16 protein-coding genes are annotated in these 19,026 nt (G+C 62.2%); 1 reads left to right on the top strand and 15 read right to left on the bottom strand.

The features are described from left to right. Positions 1–81 precede the first annotated feature (81 nt). From AUL39_RS08545 to AUL39_RS08510, 8 genes are all read right to left on the bottom strand, one after another. Positions 82–1,731: a S1C family serine protease gene (locus tag AUL39_RS08545; RefSeq protein WP_059055282.1), complete on the bottom strand. Its 1,650-nt coding sequence runs from the start codon at positions 1,729–1,731 to the stop codon at positions 82–84. Positions 1,732–2,357: 626 nt separating this feature from the next. Further along, a complete protein-coding gene (locus AUL39_RS08540) occupies positions 2,358–3,032 on the bottom strand; it encodes a response regulator transcription factor (RefSeq protein WP_032110180.1) in 675 nt (224 codons plus the stop codon). 259 nt (positions 3,033–3,291) lie between these two features. Beyond that, the gene (locus AUL39_RS08535) at positions 3,292–4,158 is read right to left on the bottom strand and encodes an amino acid ABC transporter ATP-binding protein (RefSeq protein ID WP_082667342.1); all 867 of its coding nucleotides are present in this window, start codon (positions 4,156–4,158) and stop codon (positions 3,292–3,294) included. Continuing rightward, positions 4,148–5,605, bottom strand: a complete 1,458-nt coding sequence (locus tag AUL39_RS08530; protein ID WP_235810811.1) for an amino acid ABC transporter permease — start codon at positions 5,603–5,605, stop codon at positions 4,148–4,150. The genes AUL39_RS08535 and AUL39_RS08530 overlap by 11 nt, the downstream gene beginning before the upstream one ends. A gap of 93 nt (positions 5,606–5,698) precedes the next feature. Continuing rightward, positions 5,699–6,556: an ABC transporter substrate-binding protein gene (locus AUL39_RS08525; RefSeq protein ID WP_059055279.1), complete on the bottom strand. Its 858-nt coding sequence runs from the start codon at positions 6,554–6,556 to the stop codon at positions 5,699–5,701. 94 nt (positions 6,557–6,650) lie between these two features. After that, positions 6,651–7,511, bottom strand: coding sequence for an amino acid ABC transporter substrate-binding protein (locus AUL39_RS08520; RefSeq protein ID WP_235810810.1), 861 nt, complete (start codon positions 7,509–7,511; stop codon positions 6,651–6,653). A 1,053-nt stretch (positions 7,512–8,564) separates the two neighbouring features. Next, positions 8,565–9,905, bottom strand: coding sequence for a glutamine synthetase family protein (locus AUL39_RS08515; protein ID WP_059055275.1), 1,341 nt, complete (start codon positions 9,903–9,905; stop codon positions 8,565–8,567). 170 nt (positions 9,906–10,075) lie between these two features. Then, positions 10,076–10,291 carry a hypothetical protein gene (locus tag AUL39_RS08510; protein WP_059055273.1) on the bottom strand — a complete coding sequence of 72 codons (216 nt, stop codon included), beginning with the start codon at positions 10,289–10,291 and terminating at the stop codon, positions 10,076–10,078. Between the two features lie 113 nt (positions 10,292–10,404). Here AUL39_RS08510 and gpmA point away from each other — a divergent pair, with 113 nt between their 5' ends. After that, complete coding sequence (gene gpmA, locus AUL39_RS08505) at positions 10,405–11,169, top strand: 2,3-diphosphoglycerate-dependent phosphoglycerate mutase (RefSeq protein WP_059055271.1); 765 nt, start codon at positions 10,405–10,407, stop codon at positions 11,167–11,169. 343 nt (positions 11,170–11,512) lie between these two features. Here the strand turns inward: gpmA and AUL39_RS08500 are convergent, their stop codons facing one another. From AUL39_RS08500 to AUL39_RS08470, 7 genes are all read right to left on the bottom strand, one after another. Further along, complete coding sequence (locus tag AUL39_RS08500; RefSeq protein WP_042088820.1) at positions 11,513–12,550, bottom strand: branched-chain amino acid aminotransferase; 1,038 nt, start codon at positions 12,548–12,550, stop codon at positions 11,513–11,515. Positions 12,551–12,897: 347 nt separating this feature from the next. Beyond that, positions 12,898–13,428: a transcription repressor NadR gene (locus tag AUL39_RS08495; protein WP_059055269.1), complete on the bottom strand. Its 531-nt coding sequence runs from the start codon at positions 13,426–13,428 to the stop codon at positions 12,898–12,900. 10 nt (positions 13,429–13,438) lie between these two features. Beyond that, positions 13,439–14,302, bottom strand: coding sequence for a carboxylating nicotinate-nucleotide diphosphorylase (nadC, locus tag AUL39_RS08490; RefSeq protein WP_059055268.1), 864 nt, complete (start codon positions 14,300–14,302; stop codon positions 13,439–13,441). Then, on the bottom strand, positions 14,299–15,540 hold the full coding sequence (locus AUL39_RS08485) for an L-aspartate oxidase (RefSeq protein ID WP_082667341.1): 1,242 nt from the start codon (positions 15,538–15,540) through the stop codon (positions 14,299–14,301). The genes nadC and AUL39_RS08485 overlap by 4 nt, the downstream gene beginning before the upstream one ends. A gap of 5 nt (positions 15,541–15,545) precedes the next feature. After that, positions 15,546–16,484, bottom strand: coding sequence for a quinolinate synthase NadA (nadA, locus tag AUL39_RS08480; protein WP_174519249.1), 939 nt, complete (start codon positions 16,482–16,484; stop codon positions 15,546–15,548). Between the two features lie 737 nt (positions 16,485–17,221). Further along, the gene (locus tag AUL39_RS08475) at positions 17,222–17,842 is read right to left on the bottom strand and encodes a DUF47 domain-containing protein (protein WP_059055266.1); all 621 of its coding nucleotides are present in this window, start codon (positions 17,840–17,842) and stop codon (positions 17,222–17,224) included. A 9-nt stretch (positions 17,843–17,851) separates the two neighbouring features. Further along, positions 17,852–18,898 carry an inorganic phosphate transporter gene (locus AUL39_RS08470; RefSeq protein ID WP_059055262.1) on the bottom strand — a complete coding sequence of 349 codons (1,047 nt, stop codon included), beginning with the start codon at positions 18,896–18,898 and terminating at the stop codon, positions 17,852–17,854. Positions 18,899–19,026 lie beyond the last annotated feature (128 nt).

Genomic DNA, 19,026 nt, shown 5'->3' with positions numbered 1-19,026 from the left:
ACCGCACAAAGCGAGACAGGAAAACGCGGCGGGAACCCAGGGCCCTCGCCGCGTGTGGCGTTGCATTGTGTTGGTGCCGACCTACGCTGCCCAACCCTCCGCCGAAAGAGTAGTTGTCTCGGCGTCGGTCGAGTAGCTCGCCCCACTGCCAGTGGTATAGGAGCCGGTGGAGTTCTGGCGCTGCTGCATGCGCTCCTCGATCCACTGCTCGAGCTCGTCCTGCGTGGTGCCGTTGCCGGTGCCGTCGCCATTCAGGCCGGTGCCATCGCCATTCAGGCCAATGCCGTTCCCGGTGGTGCTGTTAGAGGAGGAGTTCTCCTGCTCGCGCTGGGCCTGCAGCGCCTCGTCGGAGCCAAGCGTCACCGTGAGGTCCTTGGTCTCGGTGCCGCGCACAACGGTTACGGTGACGGTGTCGCCAATGTCATGCGAGCGCACCGCTAGGACCATGCCGTCGGCGGAGGTAATCTCCTCGCCGTCCATGGCAACGATGATGTCGCCCTTCTGGATACCGGCCTGGTCTGCAGGACCGCCGGAGACTACCTCGGCCACGTAGGCGCCCTGGTTCACAGCGAGACCGTTGGAGCGAGCGTTCTGTGCGTTCACGGTCTGCATCGAGAGACCAATGTAGGCATGCGTGACTTCCTCGCCGCTGATGATCTTGTTGGCGATCTCGACAGCGTAGTTGCCGGGAATGGCAAAGCCGATGCCCGCGAAGGACTCAGTCGAGGACGAGTAGAGCGTGGAGATGCCCACGAGCTGGCCCTGGTCGTTCACGAGCGCGCCACCGGAGTTGCCGGGGTTGATAGCAGCGTCAACCTGGATAAGGTTGGTGTAGATGGTGTCGCCCGAGCTGGACTGCAGGAGCTCGTTGCGGTACAGCGCAGAGACGATGCCCTCGGAGACGGACTGGTCAAGGCCAAACGGACTGCCGATGGTCATGACCCAGGAACCAACGTTGAGCTGGGAGGAGTCGCCCACCTCAATGGGCGTCACGGAGTCGCCGTTGAGGTCGGCCTTGATGACCGCGAGGTCGGAGGAGGAATCGGAGCCAACCACGCTGGCCTCGTAGCTCTTGCCGTCGATGGTCACGCTGATGGAGGTGGCACCGTCAATCACGTGGTAGTTCGTGATAATGTCGCCGTCGGTGTCGAGGATGACGCCGGAGCCAAGGCCCTCGCCGCTGTCGGTGGTGACGTTCACCGAAACAACGGAGGGCATGGCCTTTGCTGCCACAGCCTCGGCCGTCGACGCGTCGGTATCGCTCGACGTGATGTTGATGGTGCCGTTGCTGGAGCTAGAGCTGCCCGAGGAGGAGCTGGAGCCCGTGGCTGTGGTGGACTTGCCAAAGAAGCCCGTGAGACTTAGCACGAGCACCACGACGAGCGTCGCCACGACGCCGGAAATGGCACCCGCAACGATGGGCTTGCTCACGCCGCCCTTCTTGTCCTTGCTCGGCTTATCTCCGCCGTTGCCCGAGCCGCCGTTGCCGCCCGCTGCGGGCTGCACGGGCTGGGGCTGCTGCGTCGTCTGCCCCGGCTGCGACCCAGCCTGCTGGCTAGCGTTGACGTAGCCGGCGCTTGGCGAGTACGCTGCACCCTTGCCACCATAGTTTGCGTAGTCGTAGCTCTGCGTGGGCTGGGCCTGCGTTGGCTCGGCACCCTGGTTCTGCTGAGGGGTCGAGCCGGCGCCGGCCATGCCCTCACCAGGCTCGCCCGTGGAATAGTCTGCCATGGAAACGTCCCACCCTTCATCTGTGGCGGCCCACCGGGCCGTCCTGCTTACGTCTGTGAATGTACCCCGATACGACAAGGGTGCCGCGCGGGGCGCGGCATCGCCACGCCTGCGCAACAAGTCTTTTGTGTTCCTGAAAGTCCCTCGTGGCAAGGAACTTTGTCTCTCTGCCTTCTTGTGGCATCCCCCCTTGCATTCTTTAGCGGTATTTGAGAACGGCAATTCTAGCGACCTGCGGAAATGTCGAGTCCGGTTCTCAAATACCGCTAAAGAACAGCTGGGGGCAGAAAGAACGGCTGGGGGTAGGCGGGGTGAGCAATCCGGCTCTCCTCGCAGCGTCATCTCGAGGTGTCGGGTCCCGCCAGCTGGCAGGTCTTCTCGGCAAATTGCGAGGTTCCCCCATCAGACAGTAGGTCCTCTCGGCAATTTATTGCACGAAATTTCTTTATGAACAGAGTGTCAACTGGTTAAATGCAATTCTAACTAGAAAAATCGCGCAATAACTCGAGACGAGACAAGCTACTGCTCAGCGAGTCGCGGGCTCGCCGTGGGACGCGGGCTCGCACAAAAAAGGGGCCGCCCTTTGGCAGCCCCTGGCAACTCAATCTATCCCCAGGCAACCACGCCTACACGCGGAAGAGGTACCCCACGCCGCGGATGGTAACGATGTGCGCCGCGACCTGCGGGCCAACCTTGGAGCGCACGCGACGAATGTGCACGTCGACGGTACGCGTGCCGCCGCAGTACTCGAAGCCCCACACGCGGTGCAGCAGCGTCTCGCGCGAGTAGGCGCGCGACGGGTGCGTGGCCAGAAACGACAGGAGCGAGTACTCCATGAGTGTAAGGTCAACGGGCTTCTCGTCAATGTAGACCTGGTAGGTGGCCAGGTTGATGGTCATGTTGTCCACGGTCACGATGTCCGCGGGAGCGCTCTCCTCGCCCGGCCACAGAAGAAGCGAGCAGCGAACCTCAAGCTCGTCGACGCCGGCCGTGGAGAGGATGAAGTCGTTCTTGCCCTGCGTGGGCATGCGCATGGTGGAGAGCTTGTCCGGGTCCTGCACCAGCAGCATGGGAATAAAGCCATTCTCAGCGACAAAGGAATCCACGGCGTTGAGGGTGTCCTGAGACATGCCGTCCGCGTCGAGAATGACGAGGTCAAACTCGTGCCCAGAAGAAACTGCCTGCGAGAAGGTCTCCTCGTTTGCAAGGGCAATGGAGACGTCGATAGCGTGGGAAAGCTCGCGCATGCGGTCGTGCAGGCGCGTGGTACCAGATATGAGCAGGATGTTCTTGTGATGCACTCTAGCCCCCTGCCGGTTGGTCAAAGCTATTGCAGCTTGTTCATAGTCCAGAAAACAGAGTAGCACAGCCGCGCACGTGGCTAGCGAGCCTCAACAAAATCCAAACGAGACGCAGCTAGAAGGGGGCGCCGCACGCGGCTGCAGCCGATGCGACGCCCCCAACTCACAAACTGTGCACATATCTTTGGGACAGCTTGAGGCTAGTTTGTCCCTCAAACACAAGCAAGAACGCGGCCGCACAGCCTCCGCGCACGACCAGCTAGCCGATGGAACCCAAAAACTCGGCCGTGCGCGCATTCTCGGGATGGTCGAAGACCTTCTCGGGCACGCCCTGCTCGACCACCACGCCGTCCTCCATGAAGACCACGCGATCGGCGACCTCGCGGGCAAAGTCCATCTCGTGCGTGACCACGATCATGGTCATGCCGGAGTTCTCGGCAAGGTCACGGATGACGTCGAGGACACCACGGACCAACTCCGGGTCCAAGGCGCTCGTGGGCTCGTCGAAAAGCAGCACGTTGGGGTGCATGGCCACGGCGCGAGCGATGGCCACGCGCTGCTGCTGGCCGCCGGAGAGCTGGGGCGGCTTGAAGTCCGCGCGGTCCGCCAGGCCAACGGCCGTGAGCTGCTTCATGGCCTCGGCCTCGGCGTCCTCCTTGGAGCGCTTGAGGACCTTGGTCTGGCCGATCATCACATTCTGCTTGGCGGTGAGGTGCGGGAAGAGGTTGAACGACTGGAAAACCATGCCAACCTCGCGGCGCAGCTTGTTGACGTCGGTCTTGCTCTGCCCCGTGATCTCCTGGTCCTCGATCAGGATGTGGCCGGCCGTGGGCGTCTCCAGCAGGTTGATGCAGCGCAACATCGTCGACTTGCCCGAGCCAGACGGTCCCAGCACCACGACGACCTCGCCCGGCCACACGTCCAGGTTGACGTCGCGCAGGACCTTCGTCTCGTCGAAGGACTTGTTGAGGTGCTCGATGCGCACGATGGGGTGCTCGCCCTCGGTGAAGTGGTGCTTGGTGAGGGTCTGGTCCGAGGCAAAGGCGAGGTTTGCTGCCTCCTCGGCAGAGAGGGCATCGGGGACGACGGGCACGTCCCCATGCGAATGACGGTGCTTACTCGCCATCTGCGACACCTCCAAGGTCGACGGTGGGATGCGAGACAAACGGCGCCGAGAGGGCCGCAAAGACGTCGGCGGCAGGCTTAGCCGCCTCGACGTGGGAGACCTCGGCAGAGGCGGTAAGCTCCTCCTCGGCCTTAGAGGCCTGCTGAGATGCGCCGGCCACGGCACGGCGCTTGGGCCTGGGGCCGCCACCGCGCTCGGAACGGGCGATGTTGTTCTCGATGATGCCAACAACCTTGATGAGCGGCAGCGTCACGATGAGGTAGTAGATAGCCGCAGCCATGTACGGCGTGATGTTGCCCGTCGTGGTGGTGAGGTTCTTCGAGAACATCATGAGCTCCATGACACCCACCGAGGAGAGCAGCGACGTGTCCTTGTAGGACGTGATGAAGTCGCTGGTAACCGTGGGGATGACGCGGCGCACGGTCTGCGGCAGGATGATGGAGGTCATGGTCTGGAAGCCGTTCATGCCCAGGGAGGCCGCTGCCTCGTACTGGCCCTGCGGGATGGACTGGATGCCCGCGCGGAAGATCTCGGCCAGGTACGCCGAGGAGTTCACGGCCATCACAATGACGCCCAAGACGTTGTTGTCGATATTGATGCCAACCATGGGCAGGCCAAAGAACATGATGTAGATCTGCAGGAAGAGCGGCGTGCCGCGCAAAAGGTTGATGTAGCAGATGGCGATGGCGCGCAGCACCTTGTGGCGGCTGGTCTTGAGCATAGCGAAGGCCAGGCCAAGCACGATGGCAAACGGGTAGCAGGCAAGAACGATGCCCAGGCAGACGAGCCAGCCGGGGAAGAGCGACGCAAACGAGGTCAGGAGCAGCTGGGGCTTGAAAAACATGCCGAGGAACGGGTTGGAGTTCCACGCCGCAACCCAGGGCTGCGCGTCGAGCCAGCTCACGGCCGCCTGGAGCGGCGTGTTGGCAATCACCGTGATGGCGGCGGAATCGTCAAGCACGTGCGACTGGCCGTCCGCGGTGGTGTAGCCGCCCGAGACCACGTAGTCGCCGCCGTCGGCGGGGAACTGCATGTTCGTAATCTCAAGGCGCACGAGCGAGCCCGCGGGAATGCCCTCCGAGAACTGCACATCCACCGAGTTGCCCGACGAGGTGGCGGTACCGTCGATGCTCGTGCGGTTGAGGCCATCGAGCACGGTGATGCGGGTGCTCGCGTGGTCAAAGGTCGCGCCCTCGGGGAGACTCAGCGTGATCGAGGAGACCTCCTCGTCGTCGCCGACCGTTCCCTCCCAGGTAAGACGCGTGTCCATGGCGCCAATGACGCCGGAGCCGCCGTCCTCGTTGGGGCGCGCCGTGGCCTTGTTGGTGGTCATGGCAAGCGCACTCACGGGGAGAAGCGCCAAGGTGGCAACAAGGACGAGCGCAACCGAAAGCGCGAGGGCAAGCGCGGGCACGCACCGCGTGTGGTGGCTCTCCCCTCTCGTCATGGCGTTCTCATGCATGTGTGACAAGGTAATTGCTCCTGACTGGAAAGCGGGGCCGTGTGGCCCCGCCGTCGTTTCCGTGCCTGATGATGCCTGCTAGATGGTCGAGCCGAACCACTTAGTCTCGATGGAGTCCATCGTGCCGTCGCTCTTCATGTCCTCGAGCGCCTTGTTGACGGCCTTCGTGAGGTTGGGGTTGTCCTTAGAGATCGCGATGCCATACTGCTCGCCCGTGGCGATCTCCTCGATGATGTCCAGGTCGGAGAAGGAGTTGGTGAGCATGTACTTGGCAACGGGGAGGTCGACGACCATGGCGTTGTAGAGGCCGGTCTGGACGCCGGTGAGGGCGGCCGTGACGTCGTCGACGGGCACGCACGTGGCGTTGGGGAGGTTCTCGGTGATCCAATCGTTACCGGTGGTGCCACCCTGGCAGACAACCTGCTTGGAGGCGTCGTTCAGGGTCGCCTCGGTCTCGGTGGAACCCTTGATGGCAACGATAGCCTGGTTGGAGTCGAGGTAAGGCTCGGAGAAGTCGACGGACTCCTCGCGCACGTCGGTAATCGTGATGGCGGCGATGGAGACGTCGGCCTTTCCGCCCTGCTTGATGAGAGGCACCAGGGTATCGAACTTCTGGTTAGGCAGGTACTCGCACTGGAGGCCCATCTTCTCTGCGACGGCGTTGATGACGTCGACGTCGAAGCCCTCGGGGTCGCCAGTCTGGTCGTTCATGTACTCGAACGGGGCAAAGCCCAGCTCGGCCACGACGGTCAGGGTGCCGTCCTTCACGAGCGTGTAGGAGTCGTCGCTTGCGGACGCGCTGCTCGAGGACGAGTCCGTGCTGGTAGACGTGCTTGAGCTGCTCGTGGAGCTGCCACCGCAACCCGCGAGCACCGCGCTGCCCGCAAGGGCGCCTGCGGCGAGGATGAACTGACGCCTGCTCATGGAATTCTTCATGGTGTTCCCTTCTTCCTTCCCCTCCCGTCTGATGACGGGCAGTGCTTGTCCCCCATTGTTACCGCACTACGTTACAGGCGGTGGACACGGACCGTTACAGGTCTGAGCCAAACCACTTGGTCTTGAGGTCCTTTAGCGTGCCGTCCTCGTCGAGCTGGGCCAGCGCGTCGTTAATCGCGCTCGTGAGCGCGGGGTTATCCTTAGAGACGACGATGCCGTACTGCTCGCCCGTGGGAATCTCGATGGAGACCTGGCAGTCTGTGAAGGAGTTGTTCACGAGGTACTGGACCACGGGGAGATCAGCCACGGCCGCGTCGTAGAGGCCGGACTGGACGCCCGTGAGCGCCACGACCGGGTCGTCGAGCGAGACCAGCGTGGCGTTGGGGAGGTTCTCCTCGACCCAGGACTCGCCGGTGGTGCCGGCCTGCACGGCCACCTTGACATCTGCAGAGTTGAGGTCGTCCTGCGTGGTCTTGGTGGCAGTCTTTGCGGTCACAAGGCCCTGGTTGGAGTCAAGGTAGGGGTCGGTGAAGTCGATCTCCTGCTTGCGCTCATCGGTGATGGTGAAGTTGGAGACGCCCACGTCAGCCGTGCCGCCCTGCTTGATGGTGGGGATGATGGTGTCAAACTTCACGGGCGAGAGGTACACGCTCGTAAGGCCGAGCTTCTCGCCAATGGCCTGCATGAGCTCGACCTCGAAGCCCGCGGGCTCGTTTGTCGAGGTATCGGTATAGTCAAGCGGCGGATTGGCGAGGTCGGAGGCAATGGTGAGCTGCCCGTCCTTCACCAGGGTGTAGGTGTCCTGCGAGGCTGATATTGTTGATGCGCTGGTAGAGGTGCTAGAGGTGCCCGTTGAGGACGACGCGGAGCCACATCCGGCGAGTGCCGCCGTACCCATGGCTGCCATTGCGCACGCGAGAAAGTCGCGGCGCGTGAGTGACGCGAGCTGCTTCATGAGATGCTCTTCTCTCTGACGTGAGGGGAACATTACGGCCTTGATACCACCCCTCCGTTGGTCAAGTAGTTTGGCTCAACGGCTCTGCGAACGGCGGCGCAACGCGGTTTCTTAACAAGATTGACAAAGAGTGAGCTGCTGTTTTTCGACAATTTATGCATCATTGTCTATTTTTATGCCAGTTTATGGAATATTTTGAGCACTATCTGTATGAGTCATTGAATTCCTATGCAGCAAAGCGCATAAGGTGGAGTCTTTGGGCAGGCGTGTGGGGCGGCAGGTGCGACGAGTCTCCACTTGTCCTGCGTGGTCGAGTTGGCAGACATTGACGATTGGGATACGGTTTTTCGAGGTACCCCCGAGTATCGAGTAGTTCGAGTATTGATAAACAGCACGTCAGCGAAGTGCGGCCTTGGCAATGCCACATAAGGGTTTCAACCAAAACTGCTGCCAACCGGAAGTGCGGGGTGAGGCGTGGCCGCGTCCCTCTCACCTACTGACCGGCGCCGGCAGCCACCGCCCTCAAACTTGCGCCGCATGCCCGCAGAGTTTAGCTCTATTTCTTAAACGACTCCGATGTTTGCCCAGTTGCCGCGAAGCCGTTTTAAGAAAGGGAGCTAATCTCCGAACGAAGGTGATTAGAGGACCCAAGAGCTGGCGCATCTCGCACCGCCAGCACTGTCGCTCTACCCACGCAACCCGCCCCATCCTCCGAATTTATTGCGCGTTATTTCTCGCCGTAGTGGCATATGGCCAGTTGAGCAATTAGTTCTCAGGAATAACGCGCAATAATCCACGGCAAAGACGTCGACGGAGGAGAGAAGGGAGGGAAGCCCAAGTCCTGAGAGGACGGGTCGAAGCTCCCGGCGGTATACCGGGAAGCCGAATTGCCCTTCTCGTAAGATCCAGCTGCAGAAGCCTGCCCGCGATCAAGAACGCGGCGCCAAAAATGAGACAAAGGGAAACTCCCTTTGTCTCATGAGAAAGGCGCCCACCGGGTTTTCCGGCGGACGCCCCAGCATCCAACACAGCTCTCGACGAGAAGGCCGCAGCCTACACGCCGCCGTAGTAGTGGACGCGCTCCCAGTCGGTGACGGTGGTGCAGAACTCCTCCCACTCGCGACGCTTGCTCTCTACGAGGTAGTTGAAGATGTGCTCGCCCAGCGTCTCGCGCATGAGCTCGGATTCCTCGAAGCGATCGACCGCCTCGCCCAGCGTGCGCGGCAGGCGCTCGATGCCCTTGGCAGCAAGCTCGCGCTCGCTCTGCGAGAAGGTGTCGACCGTGGCCTCCTCGGGAAGCACAAGCTCGTCCTCGATGCCCTTGAGGCCCGCCGCCAGCGTAACGGCCAGTGCAAGGTACGGGTTGGCGGTGTTGTCGGCGCTGCGCAGCTCGACGCGCGTTGCCACGTGCTTGCCGGGCTTGTGCGTAGGAACGCGTACCAGCGCGGAACGGTTCTTGCGGCCCCACGTAGCGTAGTTGGGGACCTCGCCGGAGGTGATGAAGCGCTTGTACGAGTTCACCGTGGGATTGGTGACCAGCGTGAACTCGGGCGCGTAGCGGAGAAGGCCCGCTACAAAGTGCTGCGCCAGCTCGGAGAGGTGCGCGGGGTGCTCGGTCTTGGGCGCCCAGAAGAGGTTCTCGCCGTCGTGGTCGAAGAGCGAGAGGTACAGGAACATGGCGGAGCCCGGCGCATCCGAGAGAGGCTTGGGCATAAACGACGCGAAGAGCCCCTCGGCCGCGGCCTCCTGCTTGATGACCAGGCGAGAGGACATGATGTTGTCGGCGCAGCTCACAGCCTCGGTGAAGCGCAGCTCGATGACGTTCTGGGACGGGCCGCCGCCATGGAAGGAGTACTGCACGGGAACGGACATCTTCTCGAGCGTGAGTGTGGTCTGGCGGCGCAGGTCGTTTGCCACGTCGCTCGGCGTGAGGTCAAAGTAGCCAGCGGTGTCAAGCGGCACGGGGTCCACATCGTTGTCGAAGTAGAAGTACTCGATCTTGGGACCCACGTTGAACACGTAGCCCTCGCGATCGGCGCGCTCGAAGACGCGCTCGAGGCATCCGCGCGGGTCGCCGGCGAACGGCTCACGCGAAGGCGTGCAGATGTTGCAGAACACGCGCGCCACGCCGCTCTCGGTGGGGCGCCAAGGCAGAAGCTGGAACGTCTCAGCATCGGGGAAGGCGAGCATGTCCGACTCCTCGAGGCGAGCAAAGCCGTCAATCGACGAGCCGTCAAAGCCAATGCCCTCCTCGAAGGCCTCCTCGAGCTCCTCCGGCGAGATCGCGAACGACTTCAGCGTGCCAAGCACGTCTGTGAACCACAGGCGAACGAATCGAATGTCGCGCTCCTCAACGGTGCGCAGAACGAAATCTATGTCCTTCTCGGTGCTCATGGGTCTCCTCCCGACGGCACAGGCGCAGGTACTGCTCAATCACACCTACGTTCCCACAACCGTATTTCGTGCCTGTTTCCACCTTCCCATCGGAGGGAATTATGACGTGGGAGACACGTTCGGGCAACCACAGCCGCCCGATTTTGGCGAACTATCCAGCGTTGGGATGCCTATCCAGCGCTGTGGTGCGCCGGCTTGTCGAGCGCCTCGTTGGCACGGCGGAGCATGTCGTCGGCGGCACGGCAGTGCCCGCCGGTGTAGCGCGCCGTGCAGCCGGCATCGCCGCAGGTGCTGCACTCGCTTGTCTCGCCGCGGGCAATCGAGCGCACGCACAGGGCCACCACCGCGGCCACCGCAAGGACAATGACAATATCAAGGGGATTCATGAGTGCCTCCCTCATGCAAGCTTCAAGTTAACCTATGTCAACTATACCCTTTTGCGTCATACTATCTACAGGTGTGCGGAAGCGCACGAAAAAGCCCAAGAGAAGGGAAGCCCATGGCTGACGACCAGAACATGCACCTCGTGATCATTCGTCACGGCGAGTCCGAGTGGAACAAGCTCAACCTCTTCACCGGTTGGACCGATGTCGACCTCACCGACACCGGCCGCGCGGAGGCGGCTGCCGGCGGCAAGGCACTGAAGGAGCAGGGCTTCGACTTTGACGTCTGCTACACCTCGCTGCTCAAGCGCGCCATCCACACGCTGAACATCGTCCTTGACGAGATGGACCGCGCGTGGCTGCCCGTCCACAAGACCTGGCGCCTCAACGAGCGTCACTACGGCGCGCTCCAGGGCCTCAACAAGGCCAAGGCCGCCGAGGAGCACGGTGAGGAGCAGGTCCTCATCTGGCGCCGCTCCTTCGACGTCCAGCCGCCCGCGCTCACGCCCGGCGACGAGCGCGACCCGCACGTCCAGGCCATGTTCCGCGACGTGCCGCAGGAGGACCTCCCCTACACCGAGTGCCTGAAGGACACCATCGCCCGTGCGTGGCCGTACTTCGAGCAGGAGATCAAGCCGCAGCTCGAGAGCGGCAAGCGCGTTCTTATCGCCGCCCACGGCAACTCGCTGCGCGCCCTCGTGATGCAGCTTGAGCACCTCACCCCCGAAGAGATCCTCAAGGTCAACATCCCCACGGGCGTTCCTTGCTCTTACACCTTCGACAAGGACTGGAACATCCTCGACAAGCACTACATCGGCGACCCCGCCACCATCGAGGCAAAGATCAACGCCGTTGCCAACCAGGGCAAGGCCAAGAAGTAAGTTGGACTGTTAGTGCGGCCCAGTGTCCCCCGGCGGCTCTCGTCGCCGGGGGACTTTTTGTGCTGCGGGATCAATTTACCGGGCAACTCAATCCCGCAAGCGCTAACGGGAACAAATCCGACATTTTCGCGCCTAGAGACGCCGTTATCTATCGAAATCGCGCCCCTCAGTGCCTAGGAAGTTGGAACCATGCACGGAAAAGTGGATACATCGATAGTCACCTATGAGACAAAGGGACTGTCCCTTTGTCTCACAGATACGCCGAAGGCCGGTTTCCGTAGAGAAGTTCCGCGCAGCGCACTTCTCGTAGGAAACCGGCCTTCGGCCTAAATGTACCTGGTGACTAGCAGATCTTGTGGACCCACCCAAACTGGTCCTCGATCTCGCCGGACTGGATGCCGGTGAGCGTCTCGCGCAGCTTCTTCATGACGGGACCAACGTTCTCCATGCCGCTCTTGAAGACGTAGTGGACGTCGTCGTTGTCGACCTCACCCACGGGCGAGATGACCGCGGCGGTGCCGCACATACCGGCCTCGACGAACTCGTTGTCCAGGATCTCCTGGAACTTGACGGGGCGCTGTTCGACCTTCATGCCCAGCATCTTCTCGGCCACGTCGACCAGCGAGCGGCGCGTCACGGAAGGCAGGATGGAGTCGGTGAAGGACTGCGGCACAACGAGGGTGCCATCCTCCTTGACGAAGAGGATGTTGGCGCCGCCGGACTCCTCGACGTAGGTACGGGTCTTGGGATCGAGGAACATGTTGTCCGCGTAGCCCTTGCTGTGCGCCTCGACGCTGGGATAGAGGCTCATGGCGTAGTTGAGGCCGGCCTTGATGTTGCCGGTGCCATGGGGTGCCGCGCGGTCGAACTTGGAGACCTGCAGCTTGACGGGCTTGACGCCGCCCTTGTAGTACGGACCAACGGGCGTCACGAGGATGCGGAACTGGTACTCGTCGGCAGGCTTCACGCCAATGACGTCACCGGTCGCGAACATGAGTGGGCGGATGTAGAGAGTAGCGCCAGAGCCGAAGGGCGGGACGTAGGCAGCGTTCGCCTTGACGACCTCCTCGACGGCCTTCACGAAGCGATCCTTGGGGAACGGCGGCATGCAGATGCGCTTCGCGGAGTTGTACATGCGCTCAGCGTTCTGATCCGGGCGGAAGCAAACGATATCGCCATTCCTGGTGGTGTAGGCCTTGAGGCCCTCGAAGACCTCCTGGCAGTAGTGGAGAAGCCCTGCGCACTCGGAGAGCGTGACGGTGTGGTCGGGCGTGAGCGTGCCCTCGTCCCAGGCGCCGTCCTTGTAGTTCGAGACGTAGCTGTAGTCGGTATGCATGTAGGCAAAACCGAGGCTACCCCAGTCGATGTCCTTCTTCTCCATTGGTATTCCCCTCTCATCCGTATCGCGCGCAAGTGCGAGCGTGCGTTCAACCAGATTAGGACGCTGAAACCAGCTGGTCGCAATCATTGCGGAGCTTGTAACAAAGCCAACAAAGGACCGACACGGTAGGGCGAGAAGAACGTGGACAAGGTAGAGAGCGCACACCAATGCCGCAGGATTTCGCCGTTTAGGACGACTTAACCGTTCGGATTCCGCGGCACCTCCTACGATGCCGCAGGATTTCGCCGTTTAGGGTGCCCTAAACGTTCGGAAAAATCCTAAATGGCGAGAATACGCGGCACAACCAAGGGCCGTGCTGAGACGCGCGCCGCCGCCCGAGCCAGGCGTCACTCCACGGTCTCGTACGGCAGGCGGTCCACGAGATACCCGCGCGCCGCGAGCGCCGCGCCAATCTCGTCCAGCGCCTCCTCAGAAGGTGCGCTCACGTGGTGGAAGTGGTACCCGGAGGTCACGCGCGAGAGGGGCGTCGACCTACTCGACGCAATGTCGGCCAGGTAGCGCGCCACGTCGCGCCGGCTTGAGACGTTGAGCGGCACGGAAATGACCCCGTACGTGCGGTGGTTCACCACCACGTCCTCCACGGTGCCACCCAGGTCAACGATGAGGTTGAGCTCGTCTTCTATCTGCTCCTCGGTGTGGTACACCTTGAAGATGCGCCGCGGCGAGCTGTGCCTGCGCAGAACGTAGCCGCGGTGCGTGGACTCCAGCTCGACGCCGCTGCGCCTGAGAAGCGCCACGTCCTGCACAATGACCTGCCGGCTCACGCCAAGCTCGCGCGCCAGCTGGCCACCAGAAATGGGCTCCCCGGCATCGCCGAGGAGCGCTACGATTTTTGCCCTGCGATCTTCTCCGCTCATGCTCCTCAGCCTAGCATGGATTCGAAGTCACGGTGAGGTGCTTGAGCGAGAGGTCGAGGATGGGCGCGGAGTGGGTGATTGCGCCTGAAGAGACGTAGTCCACGCCCAGGTCGGCGAGACGGGCGGCGCGCTCCATCGTGACGTTGCCCGAGACCTCCACCTCTGCCGCGCCGTCGATCACGCGGATGGCCTCGCGCATGGCGTCCAGGTCCATGTTGTCGAGCATGATGATGTCGGCGCCAGCGTCGACGGCCTCTTTGACCTGCTCGATCGTCTCGACCTCAACCTCGATCTTGCGCACGAAAGGCGCGTAGGCGCGCGCGGCGGCAACGGCCTTGGCAACACCGCCGGCGGCGTCGATGTGGTTGTCCTTGAGCAGCACGCCGTCAGAGAGGTTGTAGCGGTGGTTGCCCGCGCCGCCCACGCGGACAGCCTCCTTCTCGAAGACGCGCATGTTGGGGCAGGTCTTGCGCGTGTCCACCAGGCGCGTGCGCGTGCCGGCAAAGAGCGCGGACATGCGGCGCGCCGCCGTGGCAATGCCGCTCATACGCTGCAGGTAGTTGAGCGCGACCCGCTCACCCGAGAGAAGCGCCCGCACGTGGGCGCGTACGCAGCCAAGGTCCTGGCCGGCGGTGACGTCGGCCCCCTCCTCAACCGAGAACTCGCAGGTGGCCGTGGGGTCAAGCAGCTCGAAGGTGTGTGCGAACACGTCCAGCCCGCAGATGACGCCGTCCTCCTTGGCAATGAGGCGTACCTCGCCCGTGGCCTTCTCGCCAATCACCGACGCCGTGGTTACGTCCTCGCTGGTGATGTCCTCGCGCAGCGCCGAGAGGATCAGCGGCTCTGCCTGCAGCTTAAGTGTCACCGAGTTCATGCGGCATGCCTTTCTCGTACGATGTCGCGCGCGGCAAGCCGAGAGAAGACGAGGCTCTCGAGAAGCGAGTTGCTCGCCAGGCGGTTGGCGCCGTGCACGCCGTTGCAGCTTGTCTCGCCCGCCGCGTAGAGATGCGGCAGGGTGGTCTGGGAGTTTGCGCCCACGTGGATGCCGCCCATGAGGTAGTGCTGCGCGGGCACCACGGGGATGGGCTCGCGGCGGATGTCGTAGCCCTCCTCGAGGCAGCGCTGCCAAATGTGAGCGAAGTGCCCGCAGATCACGTCCTCGGGAACGCGCTCGAACGAGAGGCGCACGTAGCGCGAGCCCTCGCGCTCCATCTGGTCGTAGATGGCCTTCGACACCACGTCGCGAGGCTGGAGCTCGTCGCAGAAGCGCTCGCCTGCGGCGTTGAGCAAGATGGCGCCCTCGCCGCGGCAGCTCTCGGAGATGAGAAAAGCGCGGCCGGGCTTCTCGGTATAGAGCGACGTAGGATGAATCTGCACGTAGTCCATGTGGTCGAGCGTCACGCCGTGTGCCGCCGCCACGCGGCACCCGTCGCCCGTGAGGCAGGGGAAGTTTGTCGAGCGCTCGTAGAGGCCGCCGACGCCGCCCGTGGCGAGAATGACGTCGCGTGCGCGCAGCTCAAGGCGCCGGCCGCGCGAGTCGTGCGCCACAATGCCAACGCAGGAGCCTCCCTCGACGAGAAGGTCGTCCATGCACACGTGCTCGTGGATCTCCACGTTGGCAAGGCGGCGCACCTGCGCGAGCAGCTTGGTGGTGATTTCCTTGCCCGTGACGTCAGCGTGGTGGAGGATGCGCGGGCGCGAGTGGGCGCCCTCGCGGGTGTAGTCGAAGCCGCCCTCAGGCGTGCGGTCAAAGTCGACACCCAGGCGCACCAGGTCGCGGATCACGTCGCGGCTCGACCAGATCATGGTGTCCACGCTCTGCGCGCGGCACTCGCCGTGGCCGGCGCGCATGGTGTCGTCGAACCAAGAGTCGTAGTCGTCGGGGTCGCGCATCACGCAGATGCCGCCCTGCGCGAGCATGGAGTCGCAGCTCTCCAGGTCCTCCTTGCAGATCATGGTCACGCGCAGGCCGCGCGGCAGGTTGAGCGCCGAGTAGAGCCCGGCCACGCCGCAGCCCACGATCACGACGTCGCTCACGAGCGCCCGCGGCTGCGGGGCCGCGGCCTTCTCGCCTGCCTGGGCAGGCCTTTCCACTGTGGCCGTTGGTGCCATGCCGCTCACCTCCCCGCCAGCTCGAGCATGCGCTCGAGCGGCTCGACAGCGCGCTGCGGCTCTTCCGGCAGCGCGACCTCCCCCGTCATGTCCTCCAGGCAGGAAAGCAGCTTCTCAGGGGTGACCATGGCCATATTGGGGCACACAGGCGCGGGCTCGGGGAAGTAGATGCGCTTGCCCTGGCCCTCGGTGCGCTGTGCGATCTGGTCCGCGACGCCCACCACGGTGAGCACGATGAACTCGCGCTCCTCTCCCGTGGCGATGCGCTCGATGATCTGCTTGGTGGAACCGATGAAGTCAGCCTCGTCGAGCACCTCGCGCGTGCACTCGGGGTGCGCAAGAATTAAGGCGTCCGGATGCGCCAGCTCCAGCGCCTCGACCTCGGCGACGCCAATCTTGTTGTGCGTGGGGCAGTAGCCACGGTTCAAGATCACGTGCTTCTCGGGCACCTGCTCCGCCACGTAGCGGCCGAGGTTCATGTCGGGGATGAAGAGGATGTTCTTCTCAGGCAGCTCGCGCACCACCTTGATGGCATTCGATGAGGTAACGCAGACGTCTGCCCAGCGCTTGACCTCGGCCGTTGTGTTCACGTAAGCCACGACGGCAAGGTCGGGAACCTCTGCGCGCACGCGATCGACGTCTTCTCGGCGCACCATGTGGGCCATGGGGCAGTCCGCAGCGGGCTCTGGCATAAGAACGCGGCGCGCGGGGTTGAGAAGCTTTACGCTCTCAGCCATGAACGAGACGCCGCACAGCACAAAAACCGGCGCATCGAGAGTCTTGGCTAGACGAGCGAGGTAGAACGAATCGCCAACGTAATCCGCGAGGCGCTGAGTTTCCGCAGGAACGTAGTAGTGCGCAAGAACCACGGCGCCTTTCTCGCGTTTAAGACGCTCGACCTTCTCGGCGAGCGCTTCGCTGCGCCCTGTATGGTCTTCCTCCACGATGCTCCTCCTTGGTTGGCGCGGACACTGGTGCGACAGTATGCACTCTGTCTTGCCATCTGACAAGACAGTTCTAGAAAGCACATAACGGTAGGCACAGCCCCCAGGAAACGTCCTTGTCTCCTGGATTCGCACGAAGGGCTCCTTTGTCCGCTTCTTCTACAAGAGCTCGGATACGGACACCGGCTTGATTCCGGAGAGAGGACTTCGCAGATACGGCTGCACGAGTGCACAAGTCGCCTGATTGGTACTCAGAAATCCATTGGCACTAGATACAACGACTCCGGCATATGGGCGGCGCGTCGCCCCACGCATAAAAATGCTCTATCGGACGGAGATTCCGACAGTTCTGCACAAAAACGCTCTATCGGACGGTGCCTCTTGAGAGGTTACATCAGTAATGAAACTACTGTTACATAGCTTTGTATATGTTATGTGAATTATTCATCTTTGCGTAAGTATAATTCAATGATTGATGTTGAGGCTCTTAACAGACCGTCCGATAGCGCATTTTTATGCGACGGATGAGAAAATCCCGTCCGATAGAGCGTTTTTATGCAGCCCGGGGGTCACAGAAAGACGCTTGTCCAAAAATAGGGAGGCACCGAAGCCAGCGTCTCCAACGGACTCTGTACGAGACGCGCCTTCCGTCGCCGGAAGGCGCGTCTCGTACACACTTGTTGTGAAAACTTGCCCTTCGGCGCTCACGCCACCGGACACGCCGATGAGAGGCTCTCCTACGCGCCCTTGAGCACCACGGAGCGCACAACACCAGCAGTGTTATCACACGCATCCAGCAGGTTTTCCATCTGGTCGAAGAGGCGCGTCCACGTAACGGTATAGCGACCGTTTGGCTCCTCCAGGAAAAGGCGACGCAGCGCGTTCTGGTAGACCAGGTCGCCCTCGTCCTCGATGTGGCCAACAGCGATGGCCTTCTCCATGACCAGCGTGTCCTTCTTGTAGTCAGGCAGGTGGTCGATCATCACGTGGATGTCCTTGACGGCAGTCAGCGTAAGGTTTGCCATCTGTGGGCCCTCCTTGCGCATCTCGTTCACGTTAAAGAGGTCCAGCCCCGAGGCAATGGCGTTCATATAGTCCACGATGTCGTCCATGGCAAGCGCGAGGTCGTTGATGTCCGAGCGCTCGATGGGCGTCACGAAGGACGAGTAGAGCTCCTCCATGATGTACTTGACCTTCTCGTCGCACTTGTTCTCGTAGACCTTCATCTGCGGAATCTCGGACGTGGTCTCGGGAAAGTCCGTGATGACCTTCACGTACTCCACGGCCGCGTCCTCGATGCGCGCGGCAAAGTCCTTGAGCAGGGTATAGAAGATGTCCTCTTTCTTGGCACGGGGCATGGGTTCTCCTTAGAAAACGACGAGGAAAAGCTTGGTGAGCAGGTATCCAATGAGGCCGCAGCCGGGGAACGTGAAGACCCAGGCAAGGACCATTTCCTTGGCAACACCCCAGTTGACGGAGCGAACGTTCTTTGCCGCGCCGGCGCCCATCATGGCGGCGGTCGACGTGTGGGTAGTCGAGACGGGAAGGCCCGTGAGCGTGGCAATGAGCAGCGACGCCGTGGCGCTCACCGAGGCGGCAAAGCCCTGGTACTGCTCGAGCGAGACCATCTCCATGCCCACCTTCTTGATGATGCGCTTGCCGCCGATGGCGGTGCCAATGGCCATGGCCGCAGCGCAGATGACCTCGATCCACAGCGGGAACTGCGCGCCGTCGACGGACATTCCCTGCGAGAGGAGCACGGCCATCATGGCGGTGGACATGAACTTCTGGCCATCCTGCGCGCCGTGCATAGTGGCCATGCCTGCGGCACCCACGACCTGCCACTTCTTGAAGATGTTATTCATGCGGCGTCGGTCAGCCTGCCTAAAGATCACTGGGATGACCTTGGCGATTATCCAGCCAGCGCCATATCCCAGAACCGAAGAGAGCACCAGGCCGTAGATGACCTTGACCCATTCGCCCATGTTCACGCCTTCAAGTCCGCCGTGCACGGCGAGCGCGGCTCCGGTGAGGCCGGCGATGAGGGCGTGGCTCTCGGAGGTGGGGATGCCAAAGACCCAGGCGATGGAAGCCCAGGTCACAATACCTACGGTCGCAGCCGCCAGGGCGATAAGGGCGGCGTGTGTATCTCCGCCAAAGTCGACCATGCCGCTCATGGTGTTGGCCACGGCCGTGGAAATGAGCGTCATGCCGATAAGACCCACAAAGTTGCAAATCACGCTCATGACGATGGCCTGGTTGACGCCAATGGCGCGCGTTCCCACCGGCTCGGCGATGGCGTTCGCGGCGTCCGTCGCGCCGTTTACGAAGATGGTCCCGATGACCAGGACCATGACCAAGGCAAGGAACGGATTGGTCTGGACGGCTGCGACAAACTGGGAGAAGCTGACCATGTAGGCGTTACCTTTCGATTGTTTGCGCAAGCATCATACCTGATGCAACCAAATATGTCGCTCTCGCTGGCAGGTTACACGTTACTGACATTCCGCTATCGATTTCATGACGTAACGGTGGAACGGTG

The organism is Tractidigestivibacter scatoligenes (genome assembly GCF_001494635.1).
Classification (GTDB): Bacteria; Actinomycetota; Coriobacteriia; order Coriobacteriales; family Atopobiaceae; genus Tractidigestivibacter; species Tractidigestivibacter scatoligenes.
The sequence above is the reverse complement of the archived record's forward strand: the minus strand, read 5'-3'. Positions and strand labels throughout refer to the sequence as shown.

What these genes read in the sequence shown, in the direction of transcription:
- AUL39_RS08545 (WP_059055282.1), bottom strand. Translation starts at nt 1,731, where the DNA reads ATGGCAGACTATTCCACGGGCGAGCCTGGTGAGGGCATGGCCGGCGCC.
- AUL39_RS08535 (WP_082667342.1), bottom strand. Translation starts at nt 4,158, where the DNA reads ATGGCGAGTAAGCACCGTCATTCGCATGGGGACGTGCCCGTCGTCCCC.
- AUL39_RS08530 (WP_235810811.1), bottom strand. Translation starts at nt 5,605, where the DNA reads ATGACGAGAGGGGAGAGCCACCACACGCGGTGCGTGCCCGCGCTTGCC.
- AUL39_RS08525 (WP_059055279.1), bottom strand. Translation starts at nt 6,556, where the DNA reads ATGAAGAATTCCATGAGCAGGCGTCAGTTCATCCTCGCCGCAGGCGCC.
- AUL39_RS08520 (WP_235810810.1), bottom strand. Translation starts at nt 7,511, where the DNA reads ATGAAGCAGCTCGCGTCACTCACGCGCCGCGACTTTCTCGCGTGCGCA.
- AUL39_RS08515 (WP_059055275.1), bottom strand. Translation starts at nt 9,905, where the DNA reads ATGAGCACCGAGAAGGACATAGATTTCGTTCTGCGCACCGTTGAGGAG.
- AUL39_RS08510 (WP_059055273.1), bottom strand. Translation starts at nt 10,291, where the DNA reads ATGAATCCCCTTGATATTGTCATTGTCCTTGCGGTGGCCGCGGTGGTG.
- gpmA (WP_059055271.1), top strand. Translation starts at nt 10,405, where the DNA reads ATGGCTGACGACCAGAACATGCACCTCGTGATCATTCGTCACGGCGAG.
- AUL39_RS08500 (WP_042088820.1), bottom strand. Translation starts at nt 12,550, where the DNA reads ATGGAGAAGAAGGACATCGACTGGGGTAGCCTCGGTTTTGCCTACATG.
- AUL39_RS08495 (WP_059055269.1), bottom strand. Translation starts at nt 13,428, where the DNA reads ATGAGCGGAGAAGATCGCAGGGCAAAAATCGTAGCGCTCCTCGGCGAT.
- nadC (WP_059055268.1), bottom strand. Translation starts at nt 14,302, where the DNA reads ATGAACTCGGTGACACTTAAGCTGCAGGCAGAGCCGCTGATCCTCTCG.
- AUL39_RS08485 (WP_082667341.1), bottom strand. Translation starts at nt 15,540, where the DNA reads ATGGCACCAACGGCCACAGTGGAAAGGCCTGCCCAGGCAGGCGAGAAG.
- AUL39_RS08475 (WP_059055266.1), bottom strand. Translation starts at nt 17,842, where the DNA reads ATGCCCCGTGCCAAGAAAGAGGACATCTTCTATACCCTGCTCAAGGAC.
- AUL39_RS08470 (WP_059055262.1), bottom strand. Translation starts at nt 18,898, where the DNA reads ATGGTCAGCTTCTCCCAGTTTGTCGCAGCCGTCCAGACCAATCCGTTC.